The organism is Pantoea sp. MHSD4 (assembly GCF_021043305.1).
GTDB lineage: Bacteria > Pseudomonadota > Gammaproteobacteria > Enterobacterales > Enterobacteriaceae > Pantoea > Pantoea eucalypti.
The window spans coordinates 338,823-355,275 of the sequence record NZ_JAJNDH010000002.1 but is presented as its reverse complement, the minus strand read 5'-3'; the positions used below and the strand labels follow the sequence as shown (position 1 = coordinate 355,275).

Here is a 16,453-nt window from a genome sequence, read left to right as displayed (position 1 = left end):
TCATGGCTTCATTGCAAATTTTGCAAGGCACGTTTCATCTTAGCGATACACGGACACTGAACCTGAATCAGGTGGAACTGCAGCGCGGCGAAAGCTGGGCTTTTGTCGGTGCCAACGGCAGCGGTAAATCCTCTCTGGCGCGTGCGCTTTCCGGTGAACTGCCACCACTGGCCGGTTCCGTCAGCAGCGATTTCAGACGGCCGGTCCGGTTATCGCTGGAGCAGTTACAGACACTGGTGGCGCAGGAGTGGCAGCGCAACAACACCGATATGCTCAGCGAAGGCGAAGAAGATACCGGACTGACCGTGGCAGAGGTGATTCAGGCGGAGGTGCAGCAGCCCGATCGCTGCAAACAGCTTGCCCGGCAGTTTGGCATTGAACCGCTGCTGTCCCGTCGCTTCAAATATCTCTCCACCGGCGAAACCCGTAAAACCCTGCTCTGCCAGGCGCTGATGAGCGAGCCCGATCTGCTGATTCTGGATGAGCCATTTGACGGACTGGATGTGGCGTCACGCGCCAGCCTGACCGACACGCTGCGCAGCCTGCAGCATCCCGCGTTTACCCTGGTGCTGGTGCTCAATCGCTTTGACGACATTCCCGATTTCATTCAGCAGGTTGGCGTACTGGCAGAATGTACGCTCACCCACAGCGGGCCGCGCCAGTCTATTTTAACGGAAGCACTGGTCGCGCAGCTGGCACACAGCGAACAGCTGATGGGAATGGCGTTACCGGAGGCGGATGCGCCGGATCAGTTACCCTCACTGACAGATGATGCCCCGCGCGTTATTCTGCGCAACGGCACCGTCTCCTACAACGATCAGCCGGTGATTCAGGGGCTGAACTGGCAGGTCAACGCCGGCGAACACTGGCAGATCATCGGACCAAACGGTGCCGGAAAATCGACCCTGCTCAGCCTGGTGACCGGCGATCACCCGCAGGGCTACAGCAATGATTTAACCCTGTTTGGGCGCCGTCGCGGCAGCGGCGAAACCATCTGGGAGATCAAACAGCATATTGGCTATGTCAGCAGCAGCCTGCATCTTGATTACCGCGTCAGCACCAATGTGCGAACGGTCATTCTGTCGGGCTTCTTCGACTCTATCGGTCTCTATCAGGCGGCATCTGACCGGCAAAAAGCGCTGACACAGCAATGGTTTACGCTGTTGGGAATGGATAACCGGCTGGGCGATGCGCCGTTCCACTCACTCTCCTGGGGACAGCAGCGACTGGTGCTGATTGCCCGCGCGCTGGTTAAGCATCCGACGCTGCTGATTCTGGATGAGCCACTGCAGGGACTGGACCCGATTAACCGCCAGCTGGTGCGGCGCTTTGTGGATGTGCTGATTGGCGAAGGGCGGACTCAGTTGCTGTTCGTTTCGCATCACGCTGAAGATGCGCCCGCCTGTATCACACATCGCCTGAGCTTTGTTCCCGATAATGGCGGCTACGTTTTTCAGCAGGAAACGGTGCGCTAAAGCTTTCACATCACGTCCTTCAACGCCGCTACCGCGGCGTTTTAAAGCACATCGGTGTAAGCGCTACCATTCAGCACCGTCTTTAACCCCGTATAACCGCACACAATGCCTCGAAATAAGAATATTCAGCTTGTGTAAACGATACCATTTATCCAGACTTGATCACGCTTTCGGGCGCGCTGATGTGCTACTTTTTACCGATACCTCTTTGGCTTTTGACGCTTACCAGGATCTCACATGGAAAAATTCAACCCGGTCGATCACCCGCATCGCCGTTACAATCCACTGATTGATCAATGGATTTTAGTTTCACCTCATCGGGCCAAACGTCCGTGGCAAGGCGCGCAGGAAACCCCGGCGGTCAATACTTTACCGGCGCACGATCCGGACTGCTTCCTGTGTGCCGGAAATACCCGCATTACCGGCGATAAAAACCCGGACTATGCGGGCACGTACGTCTTTACCAACGACTTTGCCGCACTGATGACCGACACGCCTGACGCGCCCGAGAGCGACGATATCCTGATGCGCTGTGAAAGCGCACGCGGCACCAGTCGGGTCATCTGCTTCTCGCCCGATCACAGTAAAACGCTGCCGGAGATGTCACTGAGCGCGCTGGAGGAAGTGGTGCGAACCTGGCAGGCGCAGACCGCCGATCTGGGTCAGCACTACCCGTGGGTGCAGGTGTTTGAGAACAAAGGCGCGGCGATGGGCTGCTCCAACCCGCATCCGCACGGTCAGATCTGGGCCAACAGCTTCCTGCCAAATGAAGCGCAGCGTGAAGATGATCATCAGCGCGACTATTTCGCTAAACATGGCTCGCCGATGCTGGTCGATTATCTGGCCCGTGAGCAGCAGGATGGCAGCCGCACCGTGGTGGAAACCGAACACTGGCTGGCCGTGGTGCCATGGTGGGCGGCCTGGCCGTTTGAAACGCTGCTGCTGCCGAAAGCGCACGTTAAACAGCTGACGGACCTCAGCGAAGCCCAGAGCGCCGACCTGGCAAAAGCCATTAAGCTGCTGACCAGCCGCTACGACAATCTGTTCCAGTGCTCCTTCCCCTACTCAATGGGCTGGCACGGCGCGCCGTTTAATGGCGAAGCCAACGATCACTGGCAGCTGCACGCTCACTTCTATCCTCCGCTGCTGCGTTCAGCAACGGTGCGTAAATTTATGGTTGGCTATGAAATGCTGGCCGAAACCCAACGCGATTTAACGGCGGAACAGGCGGCGGAACGTCTGCGTTCTGTCAGCGACGTTCACTTCCGTGAGGCACAACAATGAGCTTAAAAACCATCACGCAGCAGCTTTTTTCTGACGCATTTGGCTACGCTGCCACCCATACCATTCAGGCACCGGGCCGCGTTAATCTGATTGGCGAGCACACTGACTATAACGACGGCTTCGTGCTGCCGTGCGCTATCGATTATCAGACGGTCATCGCCTGTGCCCGCCGTGACGATCGCCAGATTCGCGTGGTCGCTGCCGATTATGAGAATGCGCAGGACACGTTCTCGCTGGATGAAGAGATTGTCAGCGTGCAGGAACCGATGTGGGCCAACTATGTGCGTGGCGTGGTGAAACATCTGCAGAAGCGTCACGCCGATTTCGGCGGCATCGACATAGTGATCAGCGGCAATGTGCCACAGGGGGCGGGCCTCAGCTCATCGGCCTCGCTGGAAGTGGCGGTCGGCACCGTGGTACAGCAGCTCTATAACCTGCCGCTGGATGGCGCAGCCATCGCCGTTAATGGTCAGGAAGCGGAGAACCAGTTCGTTGGCTGTAACTGCGGCATCATGGACCAGTTGATCTCCGCACTGGGCCAGAAAGATCACGCTATGCTGCTCGACTGCCGCACCCTGGGCACCCGTCCGGTGTCGATGCCGGAAGATATCGCGGTGGTGATCATCAACTCCAACTTCCGTCGTACGCTGGTCGGCAGCGAATACAACACCCGCCGCGAGCAGTGTGAAGCGGGCGCGCGTTTCTTTAATAAGAAAGCGCTGCGTGACGTTGAACTGGCCGAGTTTGAAGCGGCACAGTCGCAGCTCGATCCACAGGTCGCCAAACGCGTGCGTCACGTTCTGACCGAGAACGCCCGTACCCTGGAAGCCGCCGATGCGCTGACGCAGGGCGACCTGACCCGTATGGGCCAGCTGATGGCCGACTCTCACGCCTCAATGCGTGACGATTTCGAAATCACCGTGCCGCCGATCGATACGCTGGTTGAGATCGTGAAAGCGCAGATTGGTGAGCGCGGCGGCGTCCGTATGACCGGCGGCGGCTTTGGTGGCTGCATCGTGGCACTGATGCCACTGGACCTCGTCGATCAGGTTAAAGCCGCCGTGGCAGAACAGTATGAAGCCGCGACCGGCATCAAAGAGACCTTCTACGTCTGTAAAGCCTCTGAAGGAGCCGGCCAATGCTGAATGACGTCAACTCCCATGCGCCCGACGGTCAGCCGTGGCGCATAACCGTGCTGCGCAATGCCAACGGCATGCTGGCAACTTTTATGGACTGGGGGGCGACCTGGCTCTCTGCCCGCGTACCGATGCAGGATGGCACGGTGCGTGAAGCGCTGCTCGGCTGCGCCACGCCCTCTGACTATCTGCACCAGGATGCCTATCTGGGCGCCACCGTGGGCCGCTACGCCAACCGCATCGCTGGCGCAAAACTCAATAAACTTAACCGTCAGCTGGTGCCTAACCAGGGCGTACATCAGCTGCATGGCGGACCGGAAGGCTTTGATAAACGCCGCTGGCAAATCGTCAGTCAGTCTGACAGCGAAGTGCATTACCGCATCGATTCACCGGATGGCGATCAGGGCTATCCGGGCAATCTGATTGCTGACGTGCGCTATCAGCTGGATGATCAGAACTGCCTGAGCATCAGTTATGAAGCGCGTTGCGATCAGTCCTGCCCGGTCAATCTGACCAACCATGCTTACTTTAATCTTGATGCGCATCATGGCGATGTCCGCCAGCATCGCTTACAACTGCACGCCGACCAGTATTTACCGGTCGACAGCGAAGGCATTCCGAATGCGCCGCTAAAAGCGGTCGCCGATACCAGCTTTGATTTCCGCAACGCTAAAGTCGTGGCGCAGGATTTCCTGGCAGATGACGACCAGCGTGCAGTAAAGGGCTATGACCACGCGTTTCTGCTGAACAGCGCCAGCGACGAGAGTCAGCCTGCGGCAGAACTCTGGTCAGAAGATGGAAAATTACAGCTCAGCGTGACTACCTCGGCCCCGGCGTTGCAGTTCTACTCCGGCAACTATCTGGCGGGCACCCGTGCCCGTGAGCAGGCGAGCTATAATGCCTTTCAGGGCATTGCGCTGGAGAGTGAATTTTTACCGGATTCGCCTAATCACGCTGAGTGGCCTCAGCCTGATTGCTGGCTGCAGCCGGGAGATCGCTGGGAATCGGTGACGCGTTATCGCTTCACGCCACGCTGAGCCTCCGGCTGAAAAACGCGCAGTGCGTCACACACAGGCTTACGCGCTGCCCGCTTTTCCGTTATGGTATGGCGCAATCAGCTCGTGTATCAGGCGGGCAGCAGCAGGTTTCCAATCTCACAGAAACATCACAGTATTAAGGAGTTAAGCTATGGCTGTAACTAAGCTGGTTCTGGTGCGACACGGCGAAAGCCAGTGGAACAACGAAAACCGCTTTACCGGTTGGTATGATGTTGACCTTTCTGAGAAAGGTCGTGGCGAAGCCAAATCAGCAGGTCAGCTGCTGAAGAAAGAGGGCTTTGTTTTTGATTTTGCTTACACCTCCGTACTGAAGCGTGCCATTCATACGCTGTGGAATGTGCTGGATGAGCTGGATCAGGCCTGGCTGCCGGTTGAGAAAACCTGGCGTCTGAACGAGCGTCACTATGGTGCGCTGCAGGGTCTGGATAAAGCTGAAACTGCCGCCAAATATGGCGACGAGCAGGTTAAGCAGTGGCGTCGCGGCTTTGCCGTCACCCCGCCAGAGCTGGATCGTTCAGATGAGCGCTTCCCGGGCCATGACCCGCGTTACGCGAAACTGACCCCAGAGCAGCTGCCAACCACCGAAAGCCTGGCGCTGACCATCGACCGCGTTATCCCTTACTGGAACGACACCATTCTGCCGCGCATCAAAAGCGGTGAGAAAGTGATCATTGCCGCACACGGCAACTCACTGCGTGCACTGGTAAAATATCTGGATAACCTGAGCGAAGATGAAATCCTCGAACTGAACATCCCTACCGGCGTACCGCTGGTGTATGAGTTCGATGAAAACTTCAAACCGCTGAAACGCTACTACCTGGGCGACCAGGACGAGATTGCCGCGAAAGCTGCAGCCGTTGCGAATCAGGGTAAAGCGAAGTAATTCCTCGCTGAAAGGCAAAAAGGCCAGACGAAAGTCTGGCCTTTTTTTATTGATGACAACGTCTGGCCAGGCAAATCAAGCGCGGCGCTGTTTAACCGCTGCCGCCAGCTGACGCAGCACCTTGTCAGTATCTTCCCAGCCAATGCAGGCGTCGGTAACACTTTTGCCATAGACCAGCGGCTCGCCGCTCTCAAGGCTCTGGTTACCTTCCACCAAATGACTCTCAATCATCACACCGACAATCGCCTGCTCACCGTTAATCAGCTGCTGTGCAACATCGTCTGCCACGACCATCTGACGCTGGAACTGTTTGCTGCTGTTGGCATGGCTGAAATCGATCATCACCTGCTGTGGCAGACCCGCTTTTGCCAGACCCTCTTTGACCTCAGCCACATGCGGCGCGCTGTAGTTTGGCTCTTTTCCGCCGCGCAGAATGATATGGCAATCACCGTTGCCGCTGGTTTCAACAATCGCGGAGTGACCATACTTCGTCACTGACAGGAAACAGTGTGGCGAACCTGCCGCGTTGATCGCATCGATCGCGACCTTAATGGTGCCATCGGTGCCGTTTTTGAAACCCACCGGACAGGAAAGACCCGATGCCAGCTCACGGTGAACCTGAGATTCTGTGGTACGCGCACCAATCGCGCCCCAGCTCATCAGGTCAGCCACGTATTGCGGGGTAATCATATCCAGAAACTCGCCCGCCGCCGGTAAACCGCTGTCGTTAATGTCCAGCAGCAGCTTACGCGCCAGACGCAGACCGTCGTTGAGCTGATAGCTATTGTCCATATACGGATCGTTGATCAGCCCTTTCCACCCCACCGTGGTGCGCGGCTTTTCAAAATAGACCCGCATCACCACTTCCAGCTCGCCTTTCAGCTCATCACGCAGCGCCAGCAGGCGATCGGCATACTCTTTCGCCGCGTCTGTGTCATGAATGGAGCAGGGACCAATCACCACCAGCAGGCGGTCATCCTTGCCCTGCAGGATCTGATGAATCGCCTGACGGGCCTGTGAAACGGTCTGTGCAGCACGATCGGTCGCCGGGAATTTTTCGAGCAGCGCAACCGGAGGTAACAGCTCTTTAATCTCTTTGATGCGTAAGTCATCGTTCTGGTAATTCATACTGATTCCATTTTATTTCTGGCCCGGCGCCCGCCGGACACAACCTGCCCAATGTAGCCCGAAGCGCCAGGGGTGTAAATTCCCGCTGCGGGTTAAATGTGCGGGTCATATTTGCATTAATCAGGTTAGCGACTAGACTTTTTACTGGTAAGCACTGAGGAACATCCCGCTTACCAGATTTAATCACCCTGTTTAAGCCAACCGGCGAATTTTATTTCGTCAGGGATTTTATTACCCGAAATTGCACCTCTGGGCTTAAAGCAACTTCATTTATTAACGGGAGTATAATGATGAAAAAGTTTGCCTTAGTTTTTTTGACAGCAGCAATGACACTGAGCAGCGGTGCGGTACTGGCTGCGGACAGCAGCAGCAACAATGGTACAGCTAATCAGGCGGCCAGTGCAGGTGCAGCAGCGGGCGGCGCAAATGAAAATCTGCCGCCAAACAAAGTTGATAACGATAAAATTAATAACACCGGCAACAACACTAATCCTGCAACGTCTGGCAGCACCACCAGCAATGGTAATATGTCTGCTAACGAAATGGACCAGAACGCCCAGTGTAAAGATGGCAAATGTCCGAACATTAATAAAAAAGTTCAGACTAAAGTGGGCGGCGGTGACGTAGATACCAAAACCGACGGCACCACCCAGTAATTCTGTTTAACCCGGCGCGCTTCGGCTCTCCGGGTTTTTCTCCCCTCTGCCCCACTCTTCCGCTATGCTAATCCTGTGAAATTTACAGGGAATCCTTCATGGCTGTTTTGCTTCTGATAGACGATCATCCGCTGGTTGAAGTGGCACTTGAAGCCGCCCTGAGCCAGTCACCTATTCCGGTTCAGCTCCTCTCTGCCAGCAGTGAAAAAGCCGCCCGTCCCCTGCTTCAGCAGTCACTGGACATTATCGTGCTGGATATCGGCCTGCCGGATAGTGATGGGCTGGAGTTCCTGCGTCGCCTGAAGATCCATCGACCCGATTGCCCGGTCCTCATCTACTCCGCGCAGCAGACCCGCCACTATGTGCGGCGCGCTCAGGCGCTGGGTGCCGCCGGTTATGTGGTGAAAAGCCAGCGTATGGCGCAGTTGCTCAGCGCTATCCTTGCCGTGCTCGGCGGACAGACGGCTTTCCCGGAGATGGATGATGAGCCTGAACTCCCGCTGACCCAGAAAGAGCGTCAGATTCTGGCCCTACTGGCCAGCGGGCTGTCTAATCTGCAAATTGCTGCCCAGTTGCACATCAGCAATAAAACGGTCAGCACCCATAAGAAAAATATTCTGGAAAAAACCGGCGCCCGCTCGGTGGTAGAACTGGCCGATCTGTGGAAGGCACAGCAGTGAGAGTTTTTCTGCTGATGCTGATGCTGCTGTGCGGCTCCGCGCTGGCTGAGGTGCGTCCGGTGAGCAGCGTCAATCTGCCGATGATGCTGCCGGTGACGCACGCGGAAACCATGCAGGGCAAAATTCTGCGCGTTGGCCTGCTGGAAGAGAACCACGCGCCCTGGACAATGCGCATCGGCAATGACCTCTATGGCATCAATGCCGACTATCTTTCCGCGCTGCGACAGCTGACCGGCGCGCAGTTCACCCTCAACCTGTACAGCGATCAGCGGCATCTCATGCAGGCACTGAGCAGCGGCCAGATTGATTTCGCGCTGGGCATGTGGGTCACGCCCCTGCCAGCCGGCACCCTGAGCAGCGATAACTGGTACAGCAGCCCGCTGCGGGTCTACCGCAATCAGCAAAACCAGCGTGCCGTGATGTTTAACAGCCAGAATGCCCAACTGGCGATCAGCGACAGCACGCTGGCCCAACTGCCGCCCGCGCTGGCGGCCCGCCACAGCTTCAGACGCTACAGCAGCGATCTGCAGGCGCTCTACACCCTGCTCAATCAGCAGAATGACTATGTGGTGGCAGATGAGACCAGCGCCGGTTTTTTGTTAAGCCAGCTTCAGCAGGGCCAGATTTACCAGATCGCCTCTCACATCGAGGCCGGACAGCTCAACCTGCGCGCGGTGGCACGTGATCCTCAGCTTATCAGCTGGATTAATCAGAGCCTGCGTCAGTTGCCAGCGGAACTGATGAACACGCTACAGGCGCGCTGGAGCAGTAACCTGCCGCGCTATCAGGATACGCAGACCCTGATGCTCAGCCCCGCTGAACGCGCCTGGATCGCCGATCATCCGCGCGTTACTTACACCGCCGAACCGGACAACTATCCCTGGAGCTACCGCGATGCCAGCGGCACCGCCAGAGGTTATGGCGTGGACTTGCTGAAAGCGATAGCACAGAGCACAGGATTGCAGTTTGAGCCGGTATGGGTCAGCAATCCCCGTCAGGCACGCACCCTGATTGAGCAAAAGCAGGCGATGCTGCAGCTGATGCAGCCGCTGAACGGCGATGCGATGCAGAGTACGTCGCTGCCGGTGTGGCGGGCGCTGTGGGGCATCTACAGCATCCAGTCTGACACGCTGGCGCACTGGCGCGACCTGCGCGGCAAACGGATTGGTGTATTGCAGGATGACCTGGCGCTGCGCCTGTTGCCTGCGGATCTGCAGCCCCTGCAGTTTGCCGACCGTAATAGCCTTTATGACGCGCTGGCAAAAGGGCAGATCGATGTGCTGGTCGATAATGTGCTTTCCGCCCGCTGGCGTATTGCCAGCCGCGATGATGCGCGCATCCACCTGGCCTTTGCCGCCAGCGACATCGCCTGGCCCATCGCGCTCGGCGTCACACCCGACCAGGCGGTGCTGCGCACGCTGCTGGATCGTGCTCTGCAGCAGATCCCGGCTGATACCCAGAGCCAGATGCGCGACAGCTGGTCTACCCCGCCGCAGCCCGGCAGCGTGATGGCAATGGGTTCGCTGCCAATGATGGTGCTGGCGGTGGCCGGTGCGGCCATTGTGCTGCTGTTGCTGCTGCTGGCTCGCCGTTACTGGCAACAGCGCCGCGAGCGTCAGCAGCGTGAACAGGCAGAGCATGCCAATGCGATGAAAAGCCAGTTTCTGGCAACCGTCAGTCATGAGCTGCGCACGCCGATGCAGGCTATCCTGGGGCTGCTTGAGCTGGAAAAACAGCAGCACAGCAGCCAGAACCTGACGCTGCTTCACAGCAGCGCTCAATCGTTGCTGACGCTGCTGAATGACCTGCAGGACCATGCCCGCATTGAGAGCAACAGTTTTACCCTGGCACCCCGTCCACTGGCGCTGGCGCAATGGCTCAGCCAGCAGCAGCACTTTTATCACCCGTTAATGCGCGGTGACGGGCCGCGTCTGATTGTCGAGGCGCTGACGCCGCTGCCTGACACGGTGCTCATCGATGCCGATCGCCTGCAGCAGGTGATCAACAACCTGATGACCAATGCGCTGAAATTTACGCGTCACGGCACGATTCACCTGACCCTGGCTGCCCAGGATCAACAGCTGATTCTCACAGTGAGCGACAGCGGCAGCGGTATCCCATCGGAGGAACAGCAGAAGTTGTTTGATCCCTGGTATCAGGCGCCGTCCGGAAAATCAGTTTCGGTGCAGGGCAGCGGCCTGGGGCTGTTTATCTGCCGCGAAATAGTGCTGCGGATGGGCGGCGATATCCGGCTCGCCTCAGAACCGGGGCTCGGCACTCAGGTCACTGTGACGCTGCCGCTTGAGATCTGCACGCCAGCAAACCACGTGGATGAATCCGCCCTGCCCGGTTTTCCGCAGCTGCGGGTGGCGATTGTGGATGACCACCCGACTAACCTGCTGGTGATGCAGCAGCAGCTGGCACGCTTTGCCATTCAGGCTGACATCTTTGAGCAGGGACGTGCGCTGCTGCAGGCCGATGCGCAGCAACCTTATGACCTGCTGTTTATCGACCAGATGATGCCGCGTCCCGACGGAACGCTGCTGCTGCGGATACTGCGTCGGCGTGACCGCCAGCGGAGACGGCAGGCGATGCGGGTACTCTGCTCGGCTGATGCGCAGCTGCTGTCGCGCTCGCTTGAGGAGCGGGAGCGGGTATTGATCAAACCGGTGCAGTTAGGCGATCTCAGCGCGTTGCTGGCAGAGTGGCAGCAAGCGTGGCAGGACGATCCGCTGGCGTCACTGGATGACAATCTGTGGCAACTGGCACAGCAGAATGACAAATTCCTCAGCCGTCTGAGCCAGACGCTGCACAGCACGGTTACGCAGGATCTTGCTGCGATGCAGGCGGCGCATGATCGTGCGGACTGGACGCCGTTCGCTGAGGCGGCACACAGGATGAAAGGAAGCTTTTTACTGGTGGGGCTGGAGCATGGCGCGCAGCTCAGCCAGCAACTGACGGAGCAGGTAAAACAGCATCAGGACCCGTCTGAGACGTGGCAATTACTGATATTATTAGCAAACAGGTTACTGAAAAAACTGGAAACTTATGGCACATACCCACACTCATAGCGGGCAGGATAGTAATCGCACGCGTCTGGCGGCCGCCTTCGGGGTGACCGTCGTCTTCATGGTTGCTGAAGTCATTGGCGGCTGGCTCTCTGGTTCACTGGCGCTGCTGGCGGACGCCGGGCATATGCTGACCGATGGAGCCGCACTGCTGATGGCCTTGCTGGCGGTCCATTTTTCACGCCGTAAACCCAATGCACGGCACACCTTTGGCCTGCTGCGCCTGACCACGGTAGCCGCATTTGTTAACGCCATTGCACTGCTCGGCATAACTGCGCTGATTGTCTGGGAAGCAGTGCGCCGCTTTGCCGACCCGCAACCGGTGACCGGCGGACTGATGCTGGGAATCGCGATCGGCGGCCTGCTCGCCAATCTGCTCTCGTTCTGGCTGCTGCATCATGGCAGCGGAGAGAAGAACCTCAACGTGCGGGCCGCGGCGCTGCATGTGATGGGTGACCTGCTCGGTTCAGTGGGCGCGATTGTGGCGGCAGTAATTATAATGCTGACCGGCTGGACGCCCATCGACCCGATACTGTCGTTGCTGGTGTCACTGCTGGTGCTACGCAGCGCCTGGTCGCTGCTGCGTGAGAGTCTGCAGGAGTTACTGGAAGGGGCACCGCATTCACTGGATGTGAACAAGCTGACACGGGATCTCACCCTGAACATCGCCGAGGTGCGTAATATTCACCATGTGCATCTGTGGCAGGTAGGCGAAAAGCCGATGCTGACGCTGCATGCGCAGGTGATCCCGCCTTACGATCATGATGCGCTGCTGCATCGCATTCACGACTATCTGCGCGAGAACTATCAGATCGCGCACGCGACAGTGCAGATGGAGTACCAGCCCTGCGCCGGTGCCGAGTGTGAACTCGGCTCAGGCAGTGCGGCTGCCACCGGCCATGACCACAGTCATTCTCACGACCACGATCATGGCCCTGCTCATGTTAAAGGCGACAAGCACACTCACTGAGCTGACAGCGCGCGGGAACCCTGTTGCCGCGCGCTGCGGATCCACATACGTGATCCGTTCAGCGCAATAAGCGTCAGAATCACATACTCCAGCGACATCGCATAGACACCCTGACGGGCGAAGATCATCACGCTAATCACATTGATGATGACCCACAGCAGCCAGTTCTCCACATATTTGCGCGTCATCAGCACCATCGCGGCAATAGACAGCACCATCATGCAGGAATCCCAGAACGGGAAGGCATCCGGCTGCAGCGCAGGCATCGCCACCGACAGGCCCAGACCGTTCATCAGCGTTACCGCCGCACGGGTTAACAGCGCAAACACCGGATCGATATAGAGGGTCATCAGCGCAATCGCAATCACACACCCTGCTGTCCAGGCCAGCGCTCCAGGCAGCGGCAGCCAGCGGATTTTCAGCGCCGCCTGATGATCTTCGGTCTGTCGGCTCCATGCGTACCAGCCATAGAGATTGGCGGCAAAGAAGAAGAGCTGCAGCAGCAGGCTGGCATAGAGCTGGATCTGAAAGAAGATCACCGCAAACAGCGTGACGTTAATCAGGCCAAACGGATAGTTGATAATTTTTTCCAGGCTGGCAAACCAGATACAGAGTAAGCCCGCCAGCGTGCCGATGGCCTCAATCCATGAGAGATCGTAGCCTCCGGCACCCAGAGGAATATGAACCAGAATATTATGTGTGCTGAAGAAGTCCATGCAGAGCACCTGTCCGGGAACGCTTAGGCGTTGCCCTTCACGTTGAGTTTAAGTTCCGCTGCAAAGGATAGCATGCGATTAAGCGGCAGTAACGCCGCCTCTCGCAGCGTCTCATCCACCTGAATCTCATGTTCCACCCCACCCGACTCCAGCGCCTCTGCGATGGCTTTAAGGCCGTTCATTGCCATCCAGGGACAGTGCGCGCAGCTGCGGCAGGTTGCCCCTTCACCTGCGGTCGGCGCTTCCAGCAGCTCTTTATCCGGCACCGCCTGCTGCATTTTGTAGAAGATGCCGCGGTCGGTCGCCACAATCATCTGCGGATGCGGCAGGGATTTCGCCGCCTGAATCAGCTGGCTGGTCGAGCCGACCGCGTCCGCCAGTTCGACAATCGCCTGCGGTGACTCAGGATGCACCAGCACCGCCGCATCGGGATAGAGCGCTTTCATGCGCTGCAGCGCCTGGGTTTTGAACTCGTCATGCACAATGCAGGCGCCCTGCCAGCACAACACATCTGCACCCGACATCCGGGTAACATAGCGACCAAGGTGACGATCCGGTGCCCAGATGATCTTTTCGCCGAGACTGTCGAGATGCTCAATCAGCTCTACCGCAATGCTGGAAGTGACCACCCAGTCGGCGCGGGCTTTGACGGCCGCCGAGGTATTGGCATAGACCACCACGGTGCGATCGGGATGCGCATCACAGAAGGCGTTAAACTCTTCAATGGGACAGCCGAGATCCAGTGAACACTCCGCCTGCAGGGTCGGCATCAGCACGGTTTTTTCGGGGCTGAGGATTTTGGCGGTTTCACCCATAAAGCGCACGCCCGCCACCAGCAGCGTGGTCGCCGAATGATTGCTGCCGAAACGCGCCATCTCCAGCGAGTCGGAGACGCAGCCGCCTGTCTCTTCCGCCAGCGCCTGAATTTCCGGATCGGTGTAATAGTGCGCCACCATCACCGCGTTTCGCGCTTTCAGCAGCGCTTTGATTTTCTCACGGTAAAACGTCTTCTCATCGTCACTCAGGCGGGCGGGTTTCGGTGGAAAAGGATAAACGGCGCTTTCAGGATCGAACATTACACTCATGACACAGCTCTCGTTTTGTCTAATTAACGAAAATCACCTGCGGAGGCGAATTTTGGCGATGAATCCGCCGTCGTGTTTTATATGCTAAACAAGATAACGGAAAAGCCACACTGTGTCGTGAGATTTTTACTCTGCCTGCGTTACAGCACCGACCCTGCCCGTCTGCGTTTCATCTGCCAGCACCAGCGTTTTCTGCGGCGCTTCCAGTGCCAGCAGGAAAGCTTTGGTCTCCAGGCCGCCCGCAAAGCCGGTCAGCTTGCCGTTGGCACCGATCACGCGATGGCACGGTGCGACAATGGAAAGTGGATTACGGCCGTTGGCCGCGCCGACCGCGCGCACCGCCTGTGGATGGCCGATCTCCCGTGCAATCTGGCTGTAGCTGCGCGTCTCACCAAACGGTATCGCCACCAGCGCCTGCCAGACTTTTTTCTGAAAGTCGGTGCCGACCATGTCGAACGGCAACGCAAAACAGCGTCGCGCACCGGTAAAGTACTCGCTGAGCTGACGCGCGGTTTCGATCAGAATGGGATGATCGTCATTGCGCGTTTGAGGTAAAAACCGGGTGCGTTTTGGATCGTCGTTTTCCCACAAAATCCCCGCCAGGCCGATATCGCTGGCGACCAGCTTCAGCTCGCCCACCGGGGTAACTATCTGTTTGAAGTAGTACATGGTGATTCTCCCGTCACGGTTCCGTCGTCCAGTATCGCACTTTTCATCAGCCTGACTGGCTGTTTTCGGTCATGGTTATAAACTGTTGTACTGTCCGAAAACAGCCAGTCTGCCGGGATTCCCCCCTGTAGGCTGCGCTTATTTACCGGAGAAATGCCATGCTCGATCCCGACATTGCCTATCAGGCGCTGACCTCACGTGATACCCGCTTCGACGGCGTTTTCTTTGTGGGCGTGACCTCAACCGGTATCTATTGCCGCCCAATTTGCCCGGTCAAAGCGCCGATGCAGAAAAACTGTCTTTTCTTCAGCAGCGCCGAGGCGGCGGAGAAAGCGCGCTTTCGCCCCTGCCTGCGCTGCCGGCCTGAGCTGGCACCCGGCAATGCGCCTGTCGATCAGCCGCATCGCGTGGCGGAGCAGCTGATTCAGCGCATTGAGGAAGGCATGCTGGAGGAGCGCGAAGGTCTGGAGGCGATTGCCGCTGAGTTCAGTCTCAGCCTGCGTCAGCTGCGCCGTATCGTGCAACATGAACTCGGCGTCTCACCACTGGAGCTGAAGCAGACACGGCGTATGCTGCTGGCCAAGCAGTTGCTGACAGAAACACAACTGCCGGTCACGGAGGTCGCCTACGCCAGTGGCTTCAGCAGTCTGCGCCGTTTTAATGATGTTTTCCAGGCTCGCTACCGCATGACGCCAAGCGCGCTGCGCCGCGACGATACAGGCGCGAAGCGTGCGCAGCCCGGCGACCGCGTGACGCTGCGGCTGGCCTATCGCCCGCCCTACGACTGGGCGGCGATGCTCTGGTTTTTGCAGACACACCTGATGAAGGAAGTTGAGGCAGTGGAAGATGGCTGCTGGCGACGCACCGTGGCGCTGGGACGTTATCGGGGCTGGGTCAGTGTATCCCATCTGCCGCAGAAGAACGCGCTGCAGGTGACGCTCTCAACCTCACTGACGCCGGTTCTGCCGCTGCTGCTGCGCCGCCTGCGCGATCTGTTTGACCTGGACGCGCAGCCGCAGCGTATCGCCGCCTGTCTGGCTCAGGACCCGCTGCTGGCACCCAGCCTGATTGCACATCCTGGTCTGCGTGTGCCGGGCGCCTTCGACGCTTTTGAACTTGGCGTGCGCGCTATTATCGGCCAGCAGGTGACCGTCAAAGCCGCCACCACAGTCAGCAGCCGATTTGCCGCCGCCTTTGGCGAGCCCTGTGAAACGCCCTTTGCCGACCTGACCCGCTACACCGCGCTTCCTGAACGCATCGCAGCGCTGACGGTGGATGACGTTGCGCCGATGGGCATCGTCAGCGCTGCCCGCTCCCGCGCCATCATCGCCTTTGCCACCGCCTGCGCCAGCGGCGATCTGCGTCTCAGTGCCGCGCAGCCGCCTGATGAGGTAATAAAAAAGCTGGTCAGCCTGCCGGGCATTGGTCCCTGGACCGCGCACTATATCGCGATGCGCGCCCTGCGCTGGCCGGATGCTTTTCCCAAAGAGGACATTGCCATCCGTAATAACCTGGGCGGCATGTCATCTAAAGAAGCAGAAGCGCGCTCGCAATCCTGGCGTCCCTGGCGCAGCTATGCGGTGATGCATATCTGGGAGAGCCTGGCAGTGGCGAAGGTGAAGAAAAAGCCGTGACGGTCAATGTA

Annotated in this window: 14 protein-coding genes; 10 read left to right on the top strand and 4 right to left on the bottom strand. The window is 58.1% G+C overall.

Annotation, left to right across the window (positions count from 1 at the left end):
* The first annotated feature begins 2 nt into the window (after positions 1 to 2).
* From modF to gpmA, 5 genes are all read left to right on the top strand, one after another.
* Positions 3 to 1,475, top strand: a complete 1,473-nt coding sequence (gene modF, locus LQK91_RS08520; RefSeq protein ID WP_105099473.1) for a molybdate ABC transporter ATP-binding protein ModF — start codon at positions 3 to 5, stop codon at positions 1,473 to 1,475.
* Between the two features lie 237 nt (positions 1,476 to 1,712).
* Positions 1,713 to 2,759, top strand: a complete 1,047-nt coding sequence (galT, locus tag LQK91_RS08515) for a galactose-1-phosphate uridylyltransferase (RefSeq protein WP_039659199.1) — start codon at positions 1,713 to 1,715, stop codon at positions 2,757 to 2,759.
* Positions 2,756 to 3,904, top strand: a complete 1,149-nt coding sequence (gene galK / locus LQK91_RS08510; protein ID WP_105099395.1) for a galactokinase — start codon at positions 2,756 to 2,758, stop codon at positions 3,902 to 3,904. Before galT ends, galK begins: the two co-directional genes overlap by 4 nt.
* Positions 3,898 to 4,932, top strand: coding sequence for a galactose-1-epimerase (gene galM, locus LQK91_RS08505; RefSeq protein ID WP_105099396.1), 1,035 nt, complete (start codon positions 3,898 to 3,900; stop codon positions 4,930 to 4,932). Before galK ends, galM begins: the two co-directional genes overlap by 7 nt.
* 151 nt (positions 4,933 to 5,083) lie before the next feature.
* The gene (gpmA, locus tag LQK91_RS08500) at positions 5,084 to 5,836 is read left to right on the top strand and encodes a 2,3-diphosphoglycerate-dependent phosphoglycerate mutase (protein ID WP_003851893.1); all 753 of its coding nucleotides are present in this window, start codon (positions 5,084 to 5,086) and stop codon (positions 5,834 to 5,836) included.
* Between the two features lie 75 nt (positions 5,837 to 5,911).
* Here gpmA and aroG read toward each other — a convergent pair whose 3' ends face one another.
* Positions 5,912 to 6,964, bottom strand: a complete 1,053-nt coding sequence (aroG, locus tag LQK91_RS08495; RefSeq protein ID WP_105099397.1) for a 3-deoxy-7-phosphoheptulonate synthase AroG — start codon at positions 6,962 to 6,964, stop codon at positions 5,912 to 5,914.
* A 287-nt stretch (positions 6,965 to 7,251) separates the two neighbouring features.
* On the opposite strand from aroG, the gene LQK91_RS08490 reads away from it, so the two are divergent.
* From LQK91_RS08490 to zitB, 4 genes are all read left to right on the top strand, one after another.
* A complete protein-coding gene (locus LQK91_RS08490; RefSeq protein ID WP_003851898.1) occupies positions 7,252 to 7,620 on the top strand; it encodes a YbgS-like family protein in 369 nt (122 codons plus the stop codon).
* Positions 7,621 to 7,718: 98 nt separating this feature from the next.
* Complete coding sequence (locus LQK91_RS08485) at positions 7,719 to 8,300, top strand: response regulator transcription factor (RefSeq protein WP_008925036.1); 582 nt, start codon at positions 7,719 to 7,721, stop codon at positions 8,298 to 8,300.
* 14 nt (positions 8,301 to 8,314) lie between these two features.
* Complete coding sequence (locus LQK91_RS08480; RefSeq protein WP_231001616.1) at positions 8,315 to 11,371, top strand: hybrid sensor histidine kinase/response regulator; 3,057 nt, start codon at positions 8,315 to 8,317, stop codon at positions 11,369 to 11,371.
* Positions 11,349 to 12,338, top strand: a complete 990-nt coding sequence (zitB, locus tag LQK91_RS08475; protein ID WP_105099399.1) for a CDF family zinc transporter ZitB — start codon at positions 11,349 to 11,351, stop codon at positions 12,336 to 12,338. Before LQK91_RS08480 ends, zitB begins: the two co-directional genes overlap by 23 nt.
* Here the strand turns inward: zitB and pnuC are convergent.
* The 3 genes from pnuC to LQK91_RS08460 all read right to left on the bottom strand — a co-directional run bounded on the left by pnuC (position 12,332) and on the right by LQK91_RS08460 (position 14,808).
* Positions 12,332 to 13,054: a nicotinamide riboside transporter PnuC gene (gene pnuC / locus LQK91_RS08470; protein WP_003851908.1), complete on the bottom strand. Its 723-nt coding sequence runs from the start codon at positions 13,052 to 13,054 to the stop codon at positions 12,332 to 12,334. The genes zitB and pnuC overlap by 7 nt on opposite strands.
* 23 nt (positions 13,055 to 13,077) lie before the next feature.
* The gene (nadA, locus tag LQK91_RS08465; protein WP_008925032.1) at positions 13,078 to 14,139 is read right to left on the bottom strand and encodes a quinolinate synthase NadA; all 1,062 of its coding nucleotides are present in this window, start codon (positions 14,137 to 14,139) and stop codon (positions 13,078 to 13,080) included.
* A 126-nt stretch (positions 14,140 to 14,265) separates the two neighbouring features.
* A complete protein-coding gene (locus LQK91_RS08460) occupies positions 14,266 to 14,808 on the bottom strand; it encodes a methylated-DNA--[protein]-cysteine S-methyltransferase (protein WP_105099400.1) in 543 nt (180 codons plus the stop codon).
* A gap of 158 nt (positions 14,809 to 14,966) precedes the next feature.
* Here LQK91_RS08460 and LQK91_RS08455 point away from each other — a divergent pair, with 158 nt between their 5' ends.
* Complete coding sequence (locus LQK91_RS08455; RefSeq protein ID WP_105099401.1) at positions 14,967 to 16,442, top strand: AlkA N-terminal domain-containing protein; 1,476 nt, start codon at positions 14,967 to 14,969, stop codon at positions 16,440 to 16,442.
* The last annotated feature ends 11 nt before the right edge of the window (positions 16,443 to 16,453 follow it).

Excerpts from the sequence above, each read along its gene's own strand:
- LQK91_RS08490 (WP_003851898.1), top strand. The coding sequence starts at position 7,252 with ATGATGAAAAAGTTTGCCTTAGTTTTTTTGACAGCAGCAATGACACTG.
- pnuC (WP_003851908.1), bottom strand. The coding sequence starts at position 13,054 with ATGGACTTCTTCAGCACACATAATATTCTGGTTCATATTCCTCTGGGT.
- nadA (WP_008925032.1), bottom strand. The coding sequence starts at position 14,139 with ATGAGTGTAATGTTCGATCCTGAAAGCGCCGTTTATCCTTTTCCACCG.
- galM (WP_105099396.1), top strand. The coding sequence starts at position 3,898 with ATGCTGAATGACGTCAACTCCCATGCGCCCGACGGTCAGCCGTGGCGC.
- LQK91_RS08485 (WP_008925036.1), top strand. The coding sequence starts at position 7,719 with ATGGCTGTTTTGCTTCTGATAGACGATCATCCGCTGGTTGAAGTGGCA.
- galK (WP_105099395.1), top strand. The coding sequence starts at position 2,756 with ATGAGCTTAAAAACCATCACGCAGCAGCTTTTTTCTGACGCATTTGGC.
- aroG (WP_105099397.1), bottom strand. The coding sequence starts at position 6,964 with ATGAATTACCAGAACGATGACTTACGCATCAAAGAGATTAAAGAGCTG.
- gpmA (WP_003851893.1), top strand. The coding sequence starts at position 5,084 with ATGGCTGTAACTAAGCTGGTTCTGGTGCGACACGGCGAAAGCCAGTGG.
- zitB (WP_105099399.1), top strand. The coding sequence starts at position 11,349 with ATGGCACATACCCACACTCATAGCGGGCAGGATAGTAATCGCACGCGT.
- LQK91_RS08460 (WP_105099400.1), bottom strand. The coding sequence starts at position 14,808 with ATGTACTACTTCAAACAGATAGTTACCCCGGTGGGCGAGCTGAAGCTG.
- modF (WP_105099473.1), top strand. The coding sequence starts at position 3 with ATGGCTTCATTGCAAATTTTGCAAGGCACGTTTCATCTTAGCGATACA.
- galT (WP_039659199.1), top strand. The coding sequence starts at position 1,713 with ATGGAAAAATTCAACCCGGTCGATCACCCGCATCGCCGTTACAATCCA.
- LQK91_RS08455 (WP_105099401.1), top strand. The coding sequence starts at position 14,967 with ATGCTCGATCCCGACATTGCCTATCAGGCGCTGACCTCACGTGATACC.
- LQK91_RS08480 (WP_231001616.1), top strand. The coding sequence starts at position 8,315 with ATGCTGATGCTGCTGTGCGGCTCCGCGCTGGCTGAGGTGCGTCCGGTG.